Below are 14,843 nucleotides of genomic sequence, written 5' to 3'. Positions count from 1 at the left end.
CCCGCAAGGCACCGGTGGCGAATGCCAGCGTTTCCTCCACACCGTTCCCGCACAACGCAAACCAGCACACCACCCCAGGAGGTGGCCCATCATGAATGCTTCGGCCGAAGAGCGAAAGCCCACGACGCTTGACCCTCCCACCATCAGCGAACACGTTTTCATGGTGCTGCCCACGCCCGAGGCCGTTCGATCGATGCGTCACCGCGCGCGCACGATCCTCGAAGCGGAGGACCTGCCCGAGGACACCGTCCAGGACGCGCTCGTGGTGATGTCCGAACTCACCACGAACGCTCTCTGCCACGCACTGCCGCCCGCCTACCTCCGTTTGTCCGTTCCGGTCGCCGAGGGGTGCCGAATCGTGCGGATCGAGGTCACCGACTCGGGCCGGGCCTGTCATGCCCACTTGTCTTCGGGGTACAAGGACCCCGAGGAACATGGCCGCGGCCTTGAAATCGTCAACGCCCTTTCCACACGGTGCGGTAGCCGCGCCCAGCGCAGTCGGAGCGTGCGGTGGGCCGAGCTGACCGCGCCCCGAGACTCACCCGCTGCGCGAGCTCCTTCCGGCCCCATCGCGGGGATCAGGCCGAGGCTGTTGCTCCTGCCATCGTGGGGTGTCTGAGCACAGAGTGCGCGAGTCCGAGACCTGGCACGTCGCGGAGGAGGCCGGTATCCACAGTCCTTAGTCCTTTGGTCGTTCGGAGTCAAACCGCACGAGCGGTGCCCGTGTACGTCGGCCGCGCTCCGGCACGCCGCGGTGTCCGGCCTGTCTGCCGACGACGTCCTGCTCGATGTCCCCCGACCCGGTGTGGCAGGCGGTGGTCAGGGCTGATCCTCAGCCGGTGCGAAGCCGGAGCTGGTCATGGTGGTGGCGCGACGAGCGCCGACAGCAGCGATGAGGCATCGTTCGGGCTCGTACGACAGGTACCTGAGCGCTTGCCGTCGAGGTGTCGGCGGTCGACTGAGAGACTTTCAAGGATTCCGGTCGGGCGCTCTACGGTGCTTACTTGCGTGTTCAGATGATGAGCCATGCTGGAGACGGCTCGTGTCCGACCGCTGTCTCCCCACCGTCGCCGACGCACCGACCGTGCTCGCCTCCGACCGGGCGGACCCTTGTCCAGGTGTGGATTCCGTCCGAGTGCGCCCCCCGCAGCTGCCCCTCACCAAGATCTTCATCGACCGTCTAGGCGTCCTGCGGCGACGCGGTGGTGCCGTTGCCGCGTACGGTCTCGGCACGGACGGTGAGCGAGACCACGGGTTCGGGTTCGTCGGCCGACGCGTCCGGGGCGTCGTTCGCCCTTCCCCGCGCCGGTGTTCGTCCGGAGCGTCCGAGCATGTACCGGCTGACGGCGATCCCCGCCGCCGCGGCCGTGGAAACCCAGGTCCAGGGGCTGGTCAGCAGGGTGTGGCGGAGGCCGGCGTCGGCCTGCTGGGTGAGGACGAAGACGCCCATGACGGCGACGAACCAGCCGAAGGACTTGCGCAGCGCGTCCTGCGGGATGCGCCCGGCGAGCAGGCCGCCGATGAGGCTGCCGACGACGGCGGTCGCGGTGACGAGGGCGGCGAAGCCCCAGTCGATGTGCACGCTCGCGAGGTATCCCGCCAGCCCGGCGAAGGACTTCATGGAGATGACCAGCAGTGAGGTGCCGACCGCGACGGTCATCGGCAGCCCGCCGAGCAGGGCGAGCGCGGGAACGACGAGGAAGCCGCCACCGGCGCCGACCAGCCCGGTGACCAGTCCCACGACGATGCCGTCGAGCAGGACATGCGGGACTGGCAGTTCGTGGTGGGCCTTCTTCGGCGCCTGGCGGCGACCACGGATCATGGTGACGGCGGTGGCGATCATCATGAGGGTGAAGGCGACGAGCAGGACGCCGCCGGGGATGAACGCGGCGAGCCGTCCGCCCGCGTAGGCGCCGGTCATGCCGGCCAGACCGAACAGCAGCCCGGTGCGCCAGCGGACGCGTCCGGCGCGGGCGTGCGAGACGACTCCGGCGGCGCTGGTGACGCCGACGACGAACAGCGAGGTGGCGATGGCCTGCTTGGTCTCCATTCCGGCCAGGTAGACCAGGATGGGCACGGTCAGGATGGACCCGCCGCCGCCCAGTACGCCGAGACTGACGCCGATGAGCAGGGACGCGGCGATGACGACGGCGATCATGTCGTGCCTCGTAGGGCGGTGACGACGGTGTCGAGGTCGGTGCGCGGGCCGCGGTTGTAGGGCAGCTTCGACAGCAGCATGCCGATGGCGCAGGTGTTGGTGAGCGCGGCGATGGTGAGTCCCGCGCCGGCTGCCGTGCCGATCAGATGGAGTCCGGGCACGAACAGGCCCGCGACGCCGGTCACCAGGACGAGAACTCCGGCGATGAGCCGCACCTGGCGCTCCAGGTCCCAGCGCTTGGGCCCCCGGGTGAGCGGGCCTCCGGCGGTCTCCCAGGCCAGGACGCCGCCGTCGAGGATGCGCAGATTGGGCAGTCCGGCTTCGGCGAGGGCCTGTTCGGCCTGGGCTGCGCGTGCGTCGGAGCGGCAGATGAGGATGACGTCCTCGTCGAGGTGGTGGCGCAGTTCGGCGCGGTGTTCGCGCAGGGTGTCGAGGGGGACGTTGTAGGAGCCGGTGATGTGGGCGGTGCGGAACTCGCCGGGCGTGCGCACGTCCAGCAGGCGCGGGCCCCCGCCCGATCGGGTCAGGTCGCGCAGGGCGGCGGGGCCGAGGAGTGGTGTGTCGGTGCGGAGGTTCATCGGGGGTCCCTGGTGTCTTTGCGGCGGTTGGGCGGGACGGCGGCCCGTTCGCGTGACCGCCACCCCCGGGCGGGGTGTCAGACGTCGGCGGCTGCGGGCAGGGCGAGCCAGGCGCCGTAGCCGCCGAGCAGGTCGGAGACGTCGGCGCGGCCCTTGTGGCGCAGCAGGCTGGCGGCGATGGAGGAGCGGTGGCCGCCCGCGCAGTGGACGACCAGCGGTCGGCCGGTCGGGATCTCCTCGATACGGCGCGCGAGTTCGGCCAGCGGGATGTGCAGCGAGCCCTCGATGAAGCCCTCTTCGCGCTCGGCGGTGTTGCGCACGTCCAGCACCAGCGGCGATGCGTCGCCGTCCAGCAGGCGGCGTAGTTCGTCGGCGGTGAGCCGGCTGGCCTGATCCATCGCGTCGGCGAGAGCCGGGAAGGCTCCTTCGGGCTCACGAAGGTAGCCACCGACCTTGTCGAAGCCGATCCGGGCCAGCCGGGTGACGACCTCCTCCTCACGGTCCTGCGGCGCGATGACGACGACGTCCTGTTCGGGGGCGACGACCATGCCGGCCTGCTCGGCGAAGCGGCCGTCCGCGGGCACGTTGACCGAGCCGCGCAGGTACCCGGGCGCGAAGTCCTGCGGGGAACGGGCGTCGAGGACGACCGCTCCGGCCGCGCGCCGCTCCATGAACTCCTCCACGGACAGCGGGCGGGGTGCTGCGGCCGCGTCGAACAGGCCGTGTTCCTTGCGGTTGAGGATGGCGTCGTAGACGAAGTAGGCGGGCGCGGACGGCTGGCCCTCGGTCACCAGCGACACGAACTTCTCCTTGCTCATGGGCCGGCAGGCGTAGTTGGTCGCGCGCTGCTCGCCGATGGTGGACTGGCGCTGGGTGGAGAGGTTCTTGCCGCAGGCGGAGCCGGCGCCGTGGGCGGGAAAGACCCGGACCGCGTCCGGGAGGCCCATCAGCTTGTGCTGGATGGTGTCGTAGAGCATCGTGCCGAGTTCGTCGGCGGTCACGCCGATGGAGGCGAGCAGGTCGGGGCGGCCGACGTCGCCGATGAACAGCGCGTCGCCGGTGAGGGCACCGTAGGGGACGGCGTCGCCGGAGTGCTCGTACACCAGGACGCTGATCGACTCCGGGGTGTGGCCGGGGGTTTCGAGGATCTGGAGCGTGACGTCGCCGAGGCTGATCCGCTCGCCGTCGACCAGCTTGTGGATGGGGTACTCGGCCTCCGCGCGCTGCCCGTAGCCGATCCAGGCGCCGGTCCGGTCGGCGAGTTCCAGGTGGCCGGCGAGGAAGTCGGCGTGGAAGTGGGTGTTGATGACCGCCTCGATGGTGAAACCGTGTTCGGCGGCGTCGGTGAGGTATTCGGAGACGTCGCGGCGCGGGTCGACGACGACGGCCCTGCCGGTGCTCTCGTCGGCGATCATGTAGGACGCCTGGGAGAGACAGTCGAGGTAGTACTGGGCGAAGAACATGGCGGATGACCTCCGGATCGGAAGGGGCTCATTACCCCAGGGGGTATACAGAAGGGTCTGGTCCGCCCTTGTCGGAGGGCGGGGATGGTGGCCGCCCGGGTCGAGGGATGTCCCGGGCCGACCGGTCAGAGACGGCCGGTGAGCATGCCGTGCCAGTAGATCGGCGGCAGGCCGTACCGCTTGAACACCCACATCGTGCGCCGCTCCTTGAACGGATCGAGCAGTGGGAACGAGGGTGTGGGGTTGAGGTCGTAGTCGAACTCGGCGAGCAGCATACGGTCCCGGGCGGTCACCAGCGGACAGGACGTGTAGCCGTCGTAACGGTGCGACGGAGCCCGGCCGTTCATGACGTCGAGCAGATTGCCGGCCACCACCGGGGCCTGCTTGCGCACCGCGGCGCCGGTTTTGGAGGTGGGCAGGTTCGCCACGTCCCCGAGTGCGAAGACCTCGGCGTAGGCGGGGTGTTGGAGGGTGTGCTTGTCGGCGGTCACGAACCCCTGGGGGCTCGCCGGGTCGGCGAGCGGACTCGCCTTGACCCAGTCCGGAGCGCTCTGCGGTGGCACGGCGTGCACGAAGTCGTAGCCGATGATCTCCTTGGTGCCGCTGGCGTGGTCGGTGACCGTGACCTCGCGGGCGTCGCCGTCGATGGCGGTCATCTCGGAGCGCAGCCGCACCTCGATCCCGTACCGGGCGGCCACCCTCTCCAGGACCTGTGACCAGGCGGGCACCTTGAACATCGCCGGATCGGGGATGACGAGGATGATGCGGATGTCGTCGAGGACCTTCTGCCTGCGCCAGTGGTCCGCGGCCAGATAGGCGATCTTCTGCGGGGCACCACCGCACTTGAGCGGGGTCGCCGGGTGGGTGAAGACGGCCGTGCCGGTGCGCATCCCGCGGATCAGCTCCCAGGTGCGCGGGGCGTACTCGGGCGCGTAGTTGCTGCTCACTCGGTCGTGCCCCATGGCCTCGCCGAGACCGGGGACGCCGTTCCAGTCCAGCTGGAGACCTGGTGCCATCACCAGGTGTTCGTAGGCGAGTTCTGCGCCGCCGGACAGGGTCACGGTGCGCGTGTCGGGGTCGACGGCCAGAGCTCGGCGGCGGATCCAGCGCACGCCGTCCGGGATGACCGACCCCTCGGGGCGGCGGCTGGCGCGCAGGGGAGCCTGGCCGCCGCCGACCAGGGTCCACAGTGGCTGGTACCAGTGGGTGTCGGACGGTTCGATCAGGGTGATGTCGGTGACGCCGGCGCGGCGCAGCCGGGCGGCGACGCTGATGCCGGCGCTGCCGCCGCCGATGACGGCGACGCGGTGGCGGCCGGAGATCGGGGTGTCGGAGGGGGAGGGTGTGGCGGCCAAGGCGGTGCTCCTTTCCGGCTGGCCGGGGTGCGGGTGTCGGACGGGGATCAGGCGGCGTGCTCGTGGGAGCCGGTGACGACGGGGCGGCCGGCGCGGGCCCAGGCGCCGGTGCCGCCGGTCACGGAGTAGGCGTCGATGCCGTGGGTGTTCATCCGGTCGGCGGCGGTCCTGCTGCGGTTGCCGCTGGCGCAGATCACGAACACCGGTCGGCCGGTGGGTAGTTCGCCGCACCTCGTGGGGACGGTGCGCAGCGCCATCAGGCGGGCGCCGGGCACGTGTCCGGCGGCGTATTCGTCGTGCTCCCGTACGTCGACCACGACCGCGCCGTCGGCCCAGGCCGCCGCGAACGCTTCCTGTGTCACTTCACGAGCCACTTCGTTGCCTCCTCAATTACCCCCGGGGGTATCTCTCCGGCGAGAGTACGGCGGCTTGGAGGCGAGCGTCAAATACCCCTGGGGGTATTTGCCCGAGAGGCAATGCGCGGTTTTGTACCGGGGCCGGAAACGAGCGGTGGTCCCTGCGGCGTAGCCCTGGGCAACCGGAGCGTCATCCGCGTCCCGCCGCTCGGTCCGGACTCCGCGGTGACCGTGCCGCCGTGGGCGGTGACCAGCTCCTTGACCACGGCGAGTCCGATGCCGCTGCCGCCTTTGGAGCGAGCGCGGGTCCCGCGCCACAGCCGGTCGAAGATGTGCGGCAGCTCGTCGGCGGGGATACCGGGGCCGGTGTCGGCCACCTCGATGACGGCTTCGGCGGGCGTGGCGGACGTGGTGACGGTGACGGTGTCGCCGGGGCGGCAGTGGCGGGCGGTGTTGCTCAGCAGGTTGCCAAGGGCCTGGTGCAGCCGGTCGGCGTCGGCGCGGACCGGCAGGGGAGCGGGGCCGGGGACGGTGTGAACGGTCAGCCCGGCGGTGCGCAGCTCGGCCTTCCGCTCGGCCACGGCGGCGCCCGCCAGGACGGTCAGGTCCACCTCGGCCAGGTGCAGGGACATCCGTGCGGACTCGGCCTCGGCGAGTTCACCGAGGTCGTCGATGACGCGGCCCAGCCGCAGGGCTTGATCGTGCAGGGAGGCAAGACGGTCCGGGGTCGGTTCGGTGTATCCGTCGCGAAGTTCCTCCAGTCCCGCCTGCAACGAGGCCAGAGGCGTGCGCAGTTCGTGGGCGACATCGGCGGCGAGGCGGTGGCGGGCCTGCTCGGTGTGGCTCACGTCGTCGGCCATGGCATCGAAGGCGTGGGCGAGGTCGCCCAGTTCACCAGGTGCGTCGATGCGGGCCCGTGCGCCGCGGTCCCCGGCGGCCAGCGCACGCGCGGTCGCGGCGACCCGGACGACGGGAGCCGTCAGGCGCCGGGTGACGAACCAGCTCACGGCCAGCGCCAGCGCCAGCGCGCCGACGGCGGCCGCGGCCACCCAGCCCCAGGCGACGGACCGGCCCGCCGACCCGGAGCCGGCCGAGAAGACGAGGCCTACGAAGCCGACCGTGTGGCCGTCGACCACTACCGGAGCGCTCACACCGGGTCCCGAGCCGGCACCCTGCCCGTGATGCCCGCGACCCGAACCGGGCATGCCGTGCTCGTCCTCCGACCCGGAGCCCGCGTCGTCGGAGATCATCTCGTCGTCCGCGTCGCGCACTGTGAGCACCGCACCGGCGGCGGTCGCGACGGAACGCGCCGCCGACAGATCAGCCGATGCCCAGCCGCCCGCAGCCCGGTAGGCGTCGGCGGCGGCCGCGGCCACCCGGTCGGCGGTCCGCTGCCGCTCGGCCTGATGGGCGCTGCTGAGCCCGCGGTCGGTTCCGACGAGCGCCGCGGTCGTCAGCAGGGCGACGGACGCCAGCGCCACCACGGCGAACGCGGCGAACAGCCGTCGCCCGAGCGGGCCGAGCCCCGCGGACGGCGGCACGCCGGAGCGCGGCGAACGCGGCTCACGTGTCACGGGCCCAGCCCAGGCGGTAGCCCACGCCCAGCACCGTCTTCACCAGGTCGGAGCCGGCGCCCCCGAGCTTGTGCCGCAGATTCTTCACATGCGAGTCGATGGTCCGCTCGTACCCGGTGAACTCGTAGCCGCGCACCCGGTTGACCAGCTCGTAACGCGAGAACACCCGGCCGGGCACGGACGCGAGCGCGGTCAGCAGACCCCACTCGGTGGGCGTCAGCTCCAGGGAGGAGCCGTCCAGTTCCGCCTCGTGCCGAGCCTCGTCGATCCGCAACCGTCCTTCGCCGTACGACGAGACCGGCGCCGCTCCCGCCGCCGTGCCCCCGGCCCGCTGCAGCACCGCGGTCACCCGCAGCACCACCTCGGTGGGACTGAACGGTTTGGTCACATAGTCGTCGGCGCCCAGCCGCAGCCCATGGATGCGGTCCTCGACGGTGGTCCGCGCGGTCAGCACCACCACTGGCACCCGCCCTCGCTCGCGGGCCTCGCGCAGTACCTCGTCGCCGTCCACGTCCGGCAGCCCGAGATCGAGCAGCGTCAGGTCGATCCCGCGCTCGCCGAGCAGCCGTACGGCCTCGGCGCCCGACCCGGTCGTCAGCACCCCGTAACCCGCGCGCTCCAGATAGCGGCGCAGCAGCTCGCGGATCTCCTTCTCGTCCTCGACGACGAGCACGGTGAGGGCCATGCCCCACGTCTACGCGCCGGGCGCCCGCCCCCGGGAGGGGCCGAACAGCCCCAGCCCGCTCACCGGTCGTCTCCATCCCGTCTCCACACCCATCGCACGGCGACTGCAGGACCGGGCGCGAACGTGACGGTGCGGGAACTCAATAGGGCTCCTGCCGAGTGGAGGAGGTTCGCCATGAAGCGCAACACCAAGATCGCGACGGCCCTCGCCGCCGGCGTGCTCACCATCGGCGGAGTGCTGGCCGTCGGCCCGGTGACCGCGGACCAGGGCGGTGCCGCGTCAGGGGCCGCGCAGACCGCGCCCCAGAGCCTGCTGATGAACGCTCAGCACCCGGGGAGCCACCACGGTGGGGGCATGGACGGCATCCGGCAGCACGACCGGAACTGCGACGGAGCCGCCGCCCTGGCCGAGCAAGGCACCCTGACGGCCGCTCAGAAGGCCACGCTGGCGGGCATGGCCGAGGAGGAGAAACTCGCGCACGACCTGTACACGGAGTTCTCGGCACGCTACGACGCACGGGCCTTCGAGCGGATCGCCGCGGCGGAGAGCAGCCACCTGACCGCCGTGCGCGCCCTGCTGAACCGCTACGACGTCACCGACCCGACTGCCGGCGAGCAGGCCGGTGAGTTCACCGACCCGGCGGTGCAGGCGACCTACAACCGGCTCCTGAAACAAGGCGAGGACAGCCTGACCGGAGCCCTGAAGGCGGGCCGCACGGTCGAGACCGACGACATCGCCGTACTGACCCAGGCCCTGTCCGGACTCACCGCACCGGACACCCGCCACGTGTACACCCACCTGCTCGCCGCCTCCGAGCGGCACCTGACGGCGTTCGAGCACTGGATCGCCGCGCAATAGGGAGGTGATGCCGGGGACATGTGTGGTGTTCAGACCGGCGCGTCCGGCAGGTCGCGGTCGATCGCATCCACCGCGCGTCGTCGGAAAGCGGTTCCGTATAAGCCTCTCCCAACGCCCCCACGCGGGCCCGACCAGAAGCGACACCATGACAGCGACCCACCCGACCGATACGAGCTCCCCACTGCTCCCTCCCGTCGGCCGATTGCACCGGCTCGGCCGCTGGTGCGCCCGCCAGGCCTGGTGGGTGCTGGGCACCTGCCTGTTGGTGGCGGTGGCCGCCATCGGTGCCGCCCGCGCCTGGGGCGGCACCTACGACGACGACTTCTCGCTGCCCGGAACCTTCGGGCAGACCGGCTCCGACCTGCTGGATGCGCACGGTTCCAAGGCGGTGTGTGGCACGGCCTCGCAGATCGTGCTGCACACGGGCAGCGGAACAATCGACGCGCATCAGGACGCATCTCGAACAAGACCTGCAGGGGCAGCTGTTGATCTGCGGACGGTGTGGGCACCGGATGTGGCTCACCGACTTCGGCCAGCGGGTGGTTCGAGCTGCCCAGCCGTACGCCGTGCAGTTCGCTGCCGGCAAGACCAGCCAGGCGTTGCCGGCCATGACGCTGTTGACGGCACAGACCTTGCCCCTTGTAGGACAAGTGTCCTACAGTTCCGGCATTCGTCTAGGACATCCGTCCTAGGCGTGGGTGAGCGCCGCGAGGTGGATGCTGGTGGGTACGCGTGAGCAGATCGTGGACGCCGCGAATCGCCTGTTTTATGAGCAGGGGTTCGAGCGGACCTCGTTCGCTGCGATCGCCGAGTCGGTCGGGATCTCTCGTGGGAACTTCTACTACCACTTCAAGACCAAGGACGAGATCCTCGAAGCGGTGATCCAGGCCCGCCTGGCGAGCACGCGGGAGATGCTGGCCACGTGGGACGAGGGATCGGCGGGCCCACTGGAACGGGTACGGCGGTTCGCCGAGATCGTCATCACCAACCAGGGAGACATCGAGAACTACGGATGCCCGGTCGGGACGCTGACCAACGAGCTGGCCAAGCTCGGCCATCCCTCCCGGGCACACGCGGTCGGCGTGTTCGAGGTGTTCCGCACCTGGCTGCGAGGGCAGTTCGAAGAACTCGGGCGAACGGCGGACGCTGACGACCTCGCCATGTATGTCCTGACTTTCACCCAGGGCGTCGCGACGCTGTCGAACGCCTTCCGCGACCGCGACTTCGTGCGTCGCGAGGTTGCTCGGCTCAACACCTGGCTGACCGAGCAGATCGCCATCGCGTGACCGGGCTGCTCCTGCGTGCTGAACCTGGTCACACCACTCTCTTCACCTTCAGCAAGGAGACCGACGTGTACATCGTCCTGCTTCGTTTTTCCGACAACAAGGCCGAGGCGCCCAAGCACATGGCCGACCATCAGGACTGGATCCGCCGCGGCATGGACGACGGCGTGTTCCTCCTCGTCGGGAGTATCCGGCCCGGGGAGGGCGGTGCCGTGCTTGCCACGGGTCTGACGCCCCAGGCGCTCCAGGCGCGCGTCGCCGAGGACCCGTTCGTCGCCCACGATGTCGTGACCGCAGAGGTCATCGAGATCGACCCGAACCTGACCGACCCGCGACTGTCCTTCCTCGCCAACTGACCGGATCAGGCCGGAAGGCCATAGGGATGACGGCAATTGCGGGGGGAGCTACACGTGCCGGCGCCGGTGAATCCGTGCCCCCGGAAGCGCCCAGCAGTTGCCGCTCGAGAGGTGCCGCGCTGACCCAGGCAGGCCCGCGAGCGAACGAGAGGCCGGCCCAGTTCCCCGCGCCCGATGGCGGGAACCCGTGCGGACTGCGCCGGCCCTGAATCCCGCGGGAGGGCACCACGACCGCGTCGAACTCCCGGTGTCCTGAATCGTGTCCGGCCCTCGGGGAAGGTGCCGTCACGGTCGGTCAGCGGCCAGCATGTCGGCAAGTTCGCGCAAGTCTGCCGCGCTGAGGGTGGGCGGCGTCGTCGTCTGCGGGTACACGGAGGCTCCGCGCCGCAGCCAGGCACCGGCCAGTCCAGCTCGCCGCGCTCCGTCGATGTCCCAGGGATGCACGGCGACCAGCAGAGCCTGGTCCGGCCGCGCGTCGGCCCGCTCGACGGCGTAACGGTAGGCGGCCGGGGCCGGTTTCCAGCAGCGCGGGCCGCGCACGTCCGAGAGGGTCTCGAAGCAGTCCAGCACTCCTGCGGTGTCGAGCAGCTGCTCGGTCAGGGCGGCAGCGCCGTTGGTCATCGCCGTCAGCCGGTATCCCGCCTCGCTCAGTTTCCGTATGCCGTAGGGCACGTCTGGGTGGACGTCCAGGTGGGCGAAGCCGTCCAGAACTTGATGGACCGCCTCCTCCTCATCTCCCGCCCAGCCCTCCAGGCTGGACACCAGCGTCCGTACCGCGTCGTGGGCGACGGACGCGAAGTCCGCGTACGCGCCGGCAGCCGTCAGCGCGAATCCGTCTCGCAGCACCCCGGCGAACCAGGCCGGGAGCAACTGCCCGGGGACACCGATGTCCTCGAAGCGGCCGCGCAGCGAGGTGAGGCCGCTGAGCGTCTCGTTGACGTCGAAGACGACGACCTGATGCTGGTCGGCGGGCATGCTCTTCTCCAGTCCACTCACGAGGCGGGGTTCGGCCTGTGCGGGCGCTGAGGAGGAGGCGCATCGGCATGTCGATGCTCTATGCCGGCTCCATCAGGCTGCGAGTACCCGCCCCGCGCCCCGCTGCTGCGGCAGCCGGGGCTCGACGTCTGCTTCAGCATGCTGGCGGGGCATGGGCAGACGGAAGCCGTGTAGGGTCCGAGTCCCGAGCCGGACGGTGGCACCGCGGCCACGGCTGTGTTCCAGCAGGCGGGCGAGTGCCTGTCGGATGTGGGTCGCCGGTTCATCGACGCAGATACGTTCCTCCGCGTAGGCGTGGGTGAGTGGGTGAAGCTGGAAACCGCCGCTCGCGGTTCGCTGGATCAGGTGCGCTGTCGTCAGGGTGGCGAGGTGGTACTCGGTGACGGTGGCCGGTTTCCCCAGGAGCGCGGTGGCCGTGGCAGCGTCCAACTCCTCCAGCGGATGGAGGGCCGACAGGCGCAGCAGCCGCCGCGCACCTTTGGGCAGCCGCGTGTCGGAGGCGGCCAGCGCGGTCCGTACGCCGTCCTCCAGTGCGAGGGTGAGCAGCGGCTCGCGGTAGTAGTCGCCGAGCGTCCAGGCAGGGTGGTCGCGCATGTGGTGGCCGATGAGTGACAGTGCCAGCGGGAGGTGCCCCAGCAGGTCCGCGATCTGCTGGACGGCCGGGATGTCCATGGCGACCCGTTCGGCACCGGCCGTTGCCCGCAGCAGTTCGAGAGAGTCCCCCGGGGCGAGCACCGGTACCGGGTAGCGGGCGGCGGCACCGAGGTCGGGCAGGGGGCGTCGGCTGGTGATCAGCGCACGGCATCCGCGGGTCCCGGGCAGGAGCGGCCGCACCTGTTCCGCGTCTGCCGCGTTGTCCAGGACGATCAACGCACCGGTGCCTGCCGACCTCGTTCCCGACGATCTCTGGGAGCGCATAGCTCCGCTTCTCCCAGCTCGGCCTGCCCGACGCCATCGCCACCCCGGCCGACTGCCGGTATCGGACCGCGTCGCACTGGGCGGCATCGTCTACGTGCTACGCAAAGGAGTGGCCTGGCGCGATGTGCCCATCCAGGTCGTTGGCTGTTCAGGGGTGACCGCTTGGCGTCGGCTCCGGGACTGGACGGAGGCTGGCGTCTGGCCTCGCTTGCACGGGGTCCTTCTCGCCGAGCTGCGAGCGGTGGGTCTCCTGGAGATGGACGACTCGGCGATCGACGGCTCGCACGTCAGGGCGCTCAAAGGGGGGCTCACACCGGACCTTCGCTGGTCGACCGGGGCCGGCCGGGCAGTAAGCATCACCTGATCGTCGACCGGCACGGCACCCCGCTCGCCGTCACGCTGACCGGCGGCAACCGCCACGACGTCACACAGCTCCTGCCGCTTCTTGACGCGGTCCCACCGATCCGGGGCCTGCGCGGAGGCCCGCGCACACGGCCACGCAGGCTGTTCGCCGACCGAGGGTACGACTTCGACAAGTACCGCCGCCTGCTGTGGAAGCGTGGGATCAAGCCGCTCATCGCCCGTCGCGGCGTCGCCCACGGCTCGGGCCTGGGCAAGACCCGCTGGGTGGTCGAGCGGACGTTCGCATGGCTCCACCAGTTCAAGCGCCTGCGCATCCGCTACGAGATACGCGCAGACCTCCACCACGGCTTGCTTCAACTAGCCTGCAGCATCATCTGCCTGAGACGACTCCGAACCTCATTCGTGCCGTTCGACAACGGCGAAGGCCCGCGGCACGTCATGCTGGTCGACGTCTTCCCTCCGCGATGGGGCGATCCGCTTCACCCGCTCCGCAAGGAGTACCAGAACTTCTACGCGGGCACCGTCTTCCACCGGTACGCCGGAAAGACTCAGCCCGCGCGCGCAGCCGAGATCGATGCCCTGACGGAGCGGGCCCGGCGCGCGGCCAAGCGCGTGAATGTCACCGTAGGTGTTGCTGCGGGTGCTGTCGCTGTGGTGTCGCCCATCGAAGACACGCGCAGCAAGATCCTCGACGTCTTGCGTGAGGACCTTCTGAAGCAGCTCGACGCCAGGCGCCCTGCGAAGAAGACCAGCGCGACAGGAGCCCTCCCGTACGCCACGGCATTCGACGTGTTCCGCGCCCTGCCCCCCCACTGACTACCGCTCGCCCGATGACTTCCGCGAGCAGGTTGAGGAGTACCTGCGCGACTTCGACGCCGCGATGCAGCAATCCTTCGTACAGGCAGTTGGCACAGAGGGGACGCCACTGCGGCTGAAACTGACCAACCCGGGGGAGGAAAATCTCCGCAAGGTCGAAGTCGTGCTGAGTCTCCCCGACACGATCCTCGCGCACGTCACAGACGACGAAGAGGACGTCGAATGGCCTGACGAGCCCAAAGAATACGGATCAGCGGCCCTCCCCGTCAGCCTCAGCACCTTCCCGCGTATGGCTGCCCTGCAGGCATCAGTGCTTCGGCTGCCACCCATCGACTCACCGGACATCGAGCACGAAGAGGGCCGCACGATCATCCGCTTCACGCCGGTCGACTTGCGACCCCACGAGACGGTCCGTCTCGATCCGATCACGCTCTACAGCACGCAGGTGGCAGGCGACTCCTTCGTCGGCGAGTGGCGCGCTACGGCAACGAACGTCAGCGGCACCGTGCGCCAGCGTCTGCTCATCCCCACCCAGCACCTCGAAGTCGACCTGCGCCGAGCGCTTCTTCCTCTGACCAATGACGACATCACCGCATAGGCAGTCGACGTCCAAGAACCTGACGCGACCGGCGCCGCGGGGACCTGCGCTGGCCCGGAGCACGGCACGGGAGGCCTGGTCGGGACCGAGTGGGGTGTCGGCGGCGACCATCGCGGCCAGGTCCGGCCTGCTGCACACGGCGTCGACCTGGTCGGGATTGACCAGGACGGTGTCGCGGACGGCACTGAGGTCGGTGAGCAGGCCGCGGGCGATGAGCCGGCGGACCACGAACGCGGTGACGTGCGCGCGCTCGCCGTACTCGGTGGGGTTGGGCGTGCCGAGCGCGGAGGCGATCCGGTCGGCGGCGGCGCTGCCCAGGATCGCCTCGCGGGGCATGGCCGCCCTGATCGCTCCTGCATCCTGCCTCGACAGCGGCCCGCGACCACGCCCAGCCCCGGACGTCGGGGGCAGGGACAAGCCCGGCGTACCGGGCCCAGCGGAAGCAGGTCCGGCAACCCCCTTGAAGCACGCGCTCTTCTCGACACC

14 protein-coding genes and 1 pseudogene are annotated in these 14,843 nt (G+C 70.4%); 5 read left to right on the top strand and 10 right to left on the bottom strand.

What is annotated here, in order from left to right; translation table 11 throughout:
* Nucleotides 1-91 precede the first annotated feature (91 nt).
* Complete coding sequence (locus EJC51_RS00620; protein WP_126269184.1) at nucleotides 92-619, top strand: ATP-binding protein; 528 nt, start codon at nucleotides 92-94, stop codon at nucleotides 617-619.
* Between the two features lie 561 nt (nucleotides 620-1,180).
* On the opposite strand, the gene EJC51_RS00615 is transcribed toward EJC51_RS00620, so the two are convergent.
* The 7 genes from EJC51_RS00615 to EJC51_RS00585 form a co-directional block, all read right to left on the bottom strand.
* Nucleotides 1,181-2,158 carry a sulfite exporter TauE/SafE family protein gene (locus tag EJC51_RS00615; RefSeq protein WP_126269183.1) on the bottom strand — a complete coding sequence of 326 codons (978 nt, stop codon included), beginning with the start codon at nucleotides 2,156-2,158 and terminating at the stop codon, nucleotides 1,181-1,183.
* Entirely contained in the window at nucleotides 2,155-2,736 is a 582-nt protein-coding gene (locus EJC51_RS00610; RefSeq protein ID WP_126269182.1) for a rhodanese-like domain-containing protein, read from the bottom strand. Before EJC51_RS00610 ends, EJC51_RS00615 begins: the two co-directional genes overlap by 4 nt.
* A 77-nt stretch (nucleotides 2,737-2,813) precedes the next feature.
* Nucleotides 2,814-4,199, bottom strand: a complete 1,386-nt coding sequence (locus EJC51_RS00605) for an MBL fold metallo-hydrolase (protein WP_126269181.1) — start codon at nucleotides 4,197-4,199, stop codon at nucleotides 2,814-2,816.
* Nucleotides 4,200-4,324: 125 nt separating this feature from the next.
* Complete coding sequence (locus EJC51_RS00600; RefSeq protein ID WP_126269180.1) at nucleotides 4,325-5,554, bottom strand: NAD(P)/FAD-dependent oxidoreductase; 1,230 nt, start codon at nucleotides 5,552-5,554, stop codon at nucleotides 4,325-4,327.
* 47 nt (nucleotides 5,555-5,601) lie between these two features.
* On the bottom strand, nucleotides 5,602-5,928 hold the full coding sequence (locus EJC51_RS00595; protein WP_126269179.1) for a rhodanese-like domain-containing protein: 327 nt from the start codon (nucleotides 5,926-5,928) through the stop codon (nucleotides 5,602-5,604).
* A 68-nt stretch (nucleotides 5,929-5,996) separates the two neighbouring features.
* Nucleotides 5,997-7,484, bottom strand: a complete 1,488-nt coding sequence (locus EJC51_RS00590; protein ID WP_244362306.1) for a sensor histidine kinase — start codon at nucleotides 7,482-7,484, stop codon at nucleotides 5,997-5,999.
* Nucleotides 7,474-8,169, bottom strand: a complete 696-nt coding sequence (locus EJC51_RS00585) for a response regulator transcription factor (RefSeq protein ID WP_126269178.1) — start codon at nucleotides 8,167-8,169, stop codon at nucleotides 7,474-7,476. Before EJC51_RS00585 ends, EJC51_RS00590 begins: the two co-directional genes overlap by 11 nt.
* A gap of 174 nt (nucleotides 8,170-8,343) precedes the next feature.
* On the opposite strand from EJC51_RS00585, the gene EJC51_RS00580 reads away from it, so the two are divergent.
* The 3 genes from EJC51_RS00580 to EJC51_RS00570 all read left to right on the top strand — a co-directional run bounded on the left by EJC51_RS00580 (nucleotide 8,344) and on the right by EJC51_RS00570 (nucleotide 10,666).
* On the top strand, nucleotides 8,344-9,027 hold the full coding sequence (locus tag EJC51_RS00580) for a DUF2202 domain-containing protein (RefSeq protein ID WP_126269177.1): 684 nt from the start codon (nucleotides 8,344-8,346) through the stop codon (nucleotides 9,025-9,027).
* Nucleotides 9,028-9,749: 722 nt separating this feature from the next.
* Nucleotides 9,750-10,313, top strand: a complete 564-nt coding sequence (locus EJC51_RS00575) for a TetR/AcrR family transcriptional regulator (protein ID WP_126269176.1) — start codon at nucleotides 9,750-9,752, stop codon at nucleotides 10,311-10,313.
* A complete protein-coding gene (locus EJC51_RS00570; RefSeq protein ID WP_244362303.1) occupies nucleotides 10,310-10,666 on the top strand; it encodes a YciI family protein in 357 nt (118 codons plus the stop codon). Before EJC51_RS00575 ends, EJC51_RS00570 begins: the two co-directional genes overlap by 4 nt.
* A 285-nt stretch (nucleotides 10,667-10,951) precedes the next feature.
* Here the strand turns inward: EJC51_RS00570 and EJC51_RS00565 are convergent, their stop codons facing one another.
* Together EJC51_RS00565 and EJC51_RS00560 are read right to left on the bottom strand one after the other, a co-directional pair.
* Nucleotides 10,952-11,641, bottom strand: coding sequence for a haloacid dehalogenase type II (locus EJC51_RS00565; RefSeq protein ID WP_126269175.1), 690 nt, complete (start codon nucleotides 11,639-11,641; stop codon nucleotides 10,952-10,954).
* A 93-nt stretch (nucleotides 11,642-11,734) separates the two neighbouring features.
* Nucleotides 11,735-12,580, bottom strand: coding sequence for a hypothetical protein (locus tag EJC51_RS00560; RefSeq protein ID WP_166682772.1), 846 nt, complete (start codon nucleotides 12,578-12,580; stop codon nucleotides 11,735-11,737).
* Here EJC51_RS00560 and EJC51_RS00555 point away from each other — a divergent pair.
* Nucleotides 12,540-13,339, top strand: a pseudogene (locus EJC51_RS00555) (IS5 family transposase); the annotation flags it as partial. The gene EJC51_RS00560 and the pseudogene EJC51_RS00555 overlap by 41 nt on opposite strands.
* A gap of 754 nt (nucleotides 13,340-14,093) precedes the next feature.
* Here EJC51_RS00555 and EJC51_RS49360 read toward each other — a convergent pair.
* The gene (locus EJC51_RS49360) at nucleotides 14,094-14,693 is read right to left on the bottom strand and encodes a hypothetical protein (protein ID WP_126269173.1); all 600 of its coding nucleotides are present in this window, start codon (nucleotides 14,691-14,693) and stop codon (nucleotides 14,094-14,096) included.
* Nucleotides 14,694-14,843: the final 150 nt, after the last annotated feature.

The organism is Streptomyces aquilus (assembly GCF_003955715.1).
In the GTDB taxonomy this organism is placed as follows: domain Bacteria; phylum Actinomycetota; class Actinomycetes; order Streptomycetales; family Streptomycetaceae; genus Streptomyces; species Streptomyces aquilus.
Note: the sequence above shows the minus strand (reverse complement) of the source record. Positions and strands in the feature narration are given on the sequence as shown.

Excerpts from the sequence above, each read along its gene's own strand:
- EJC51_RS00605 (WP_126269181.1), bottom strand. The coding sequence starts at position 4,199 with ATGTTCTTCGCCCAGTACTACCTCGACTGTCTCTCCCAGGCGTCCTAC.
- EJC51_RS00620 (WP_126269184.1), top strand. The coding sequence starts at position 92 with ATGAATGCTTCGGCCGAAGAGCGAAAGCCCACGACGCTTGACCCTCCC.
- EJC51_RS00565 (WP_126269175.1), bottom strand. The coding sequence starts at position 11,641 with ATGCCCGCCGACCAGCATCAGGTCGTCGTCTTCGACGTCAACGAGACG.
- EJC51_RS00585 (WP_126269178.1), bottom strand. The coding sequence starts at position 8,169 with ATGGCCCTCACCGTGCTCGTCGTCGAGGACGAGAAGGAGATCCGCGAG.
- EJC51_RS49360 (WP_126269173.1), bottom strand. The coding sequence starts at position 14,693 with ATGCCCCGCGAGGCGATCCTGGGCAGCGCCGCCGCCGACCGGATCGCC.
- EJC51_RS00580 (WP_126269177.1), top strand. The coding sequence starts at position 8,344 with ATGAAGCGCAACACCAAGATCGCGACGGCCCTCGCCGCCGGCGTGCTC.
- EJC51_RS00610 (WP_126269182.1), bottom strand. The coding sequence starts at position 2,736 with ATGAACCTCCGCACCGACACACCACTCCTCGGCCCCGCCGCCCTGCGC.
- EJC51_RS00615 (WP_126269183.1), bottom strand. The coding sequence starts at position 2,158 with ATGATCGCCGTCGTCATCGCCGCGTCCCTGCTCATCGGCGTCAGTCTC.
- EJC51_RS00560 (WP_166682772.1), bottom strand. The coding sequence starts at position 12,580 with ATGCGCTCCCAGAGATCGTCGGGAACGAGGTCGGCAGGCACCGGTGCG.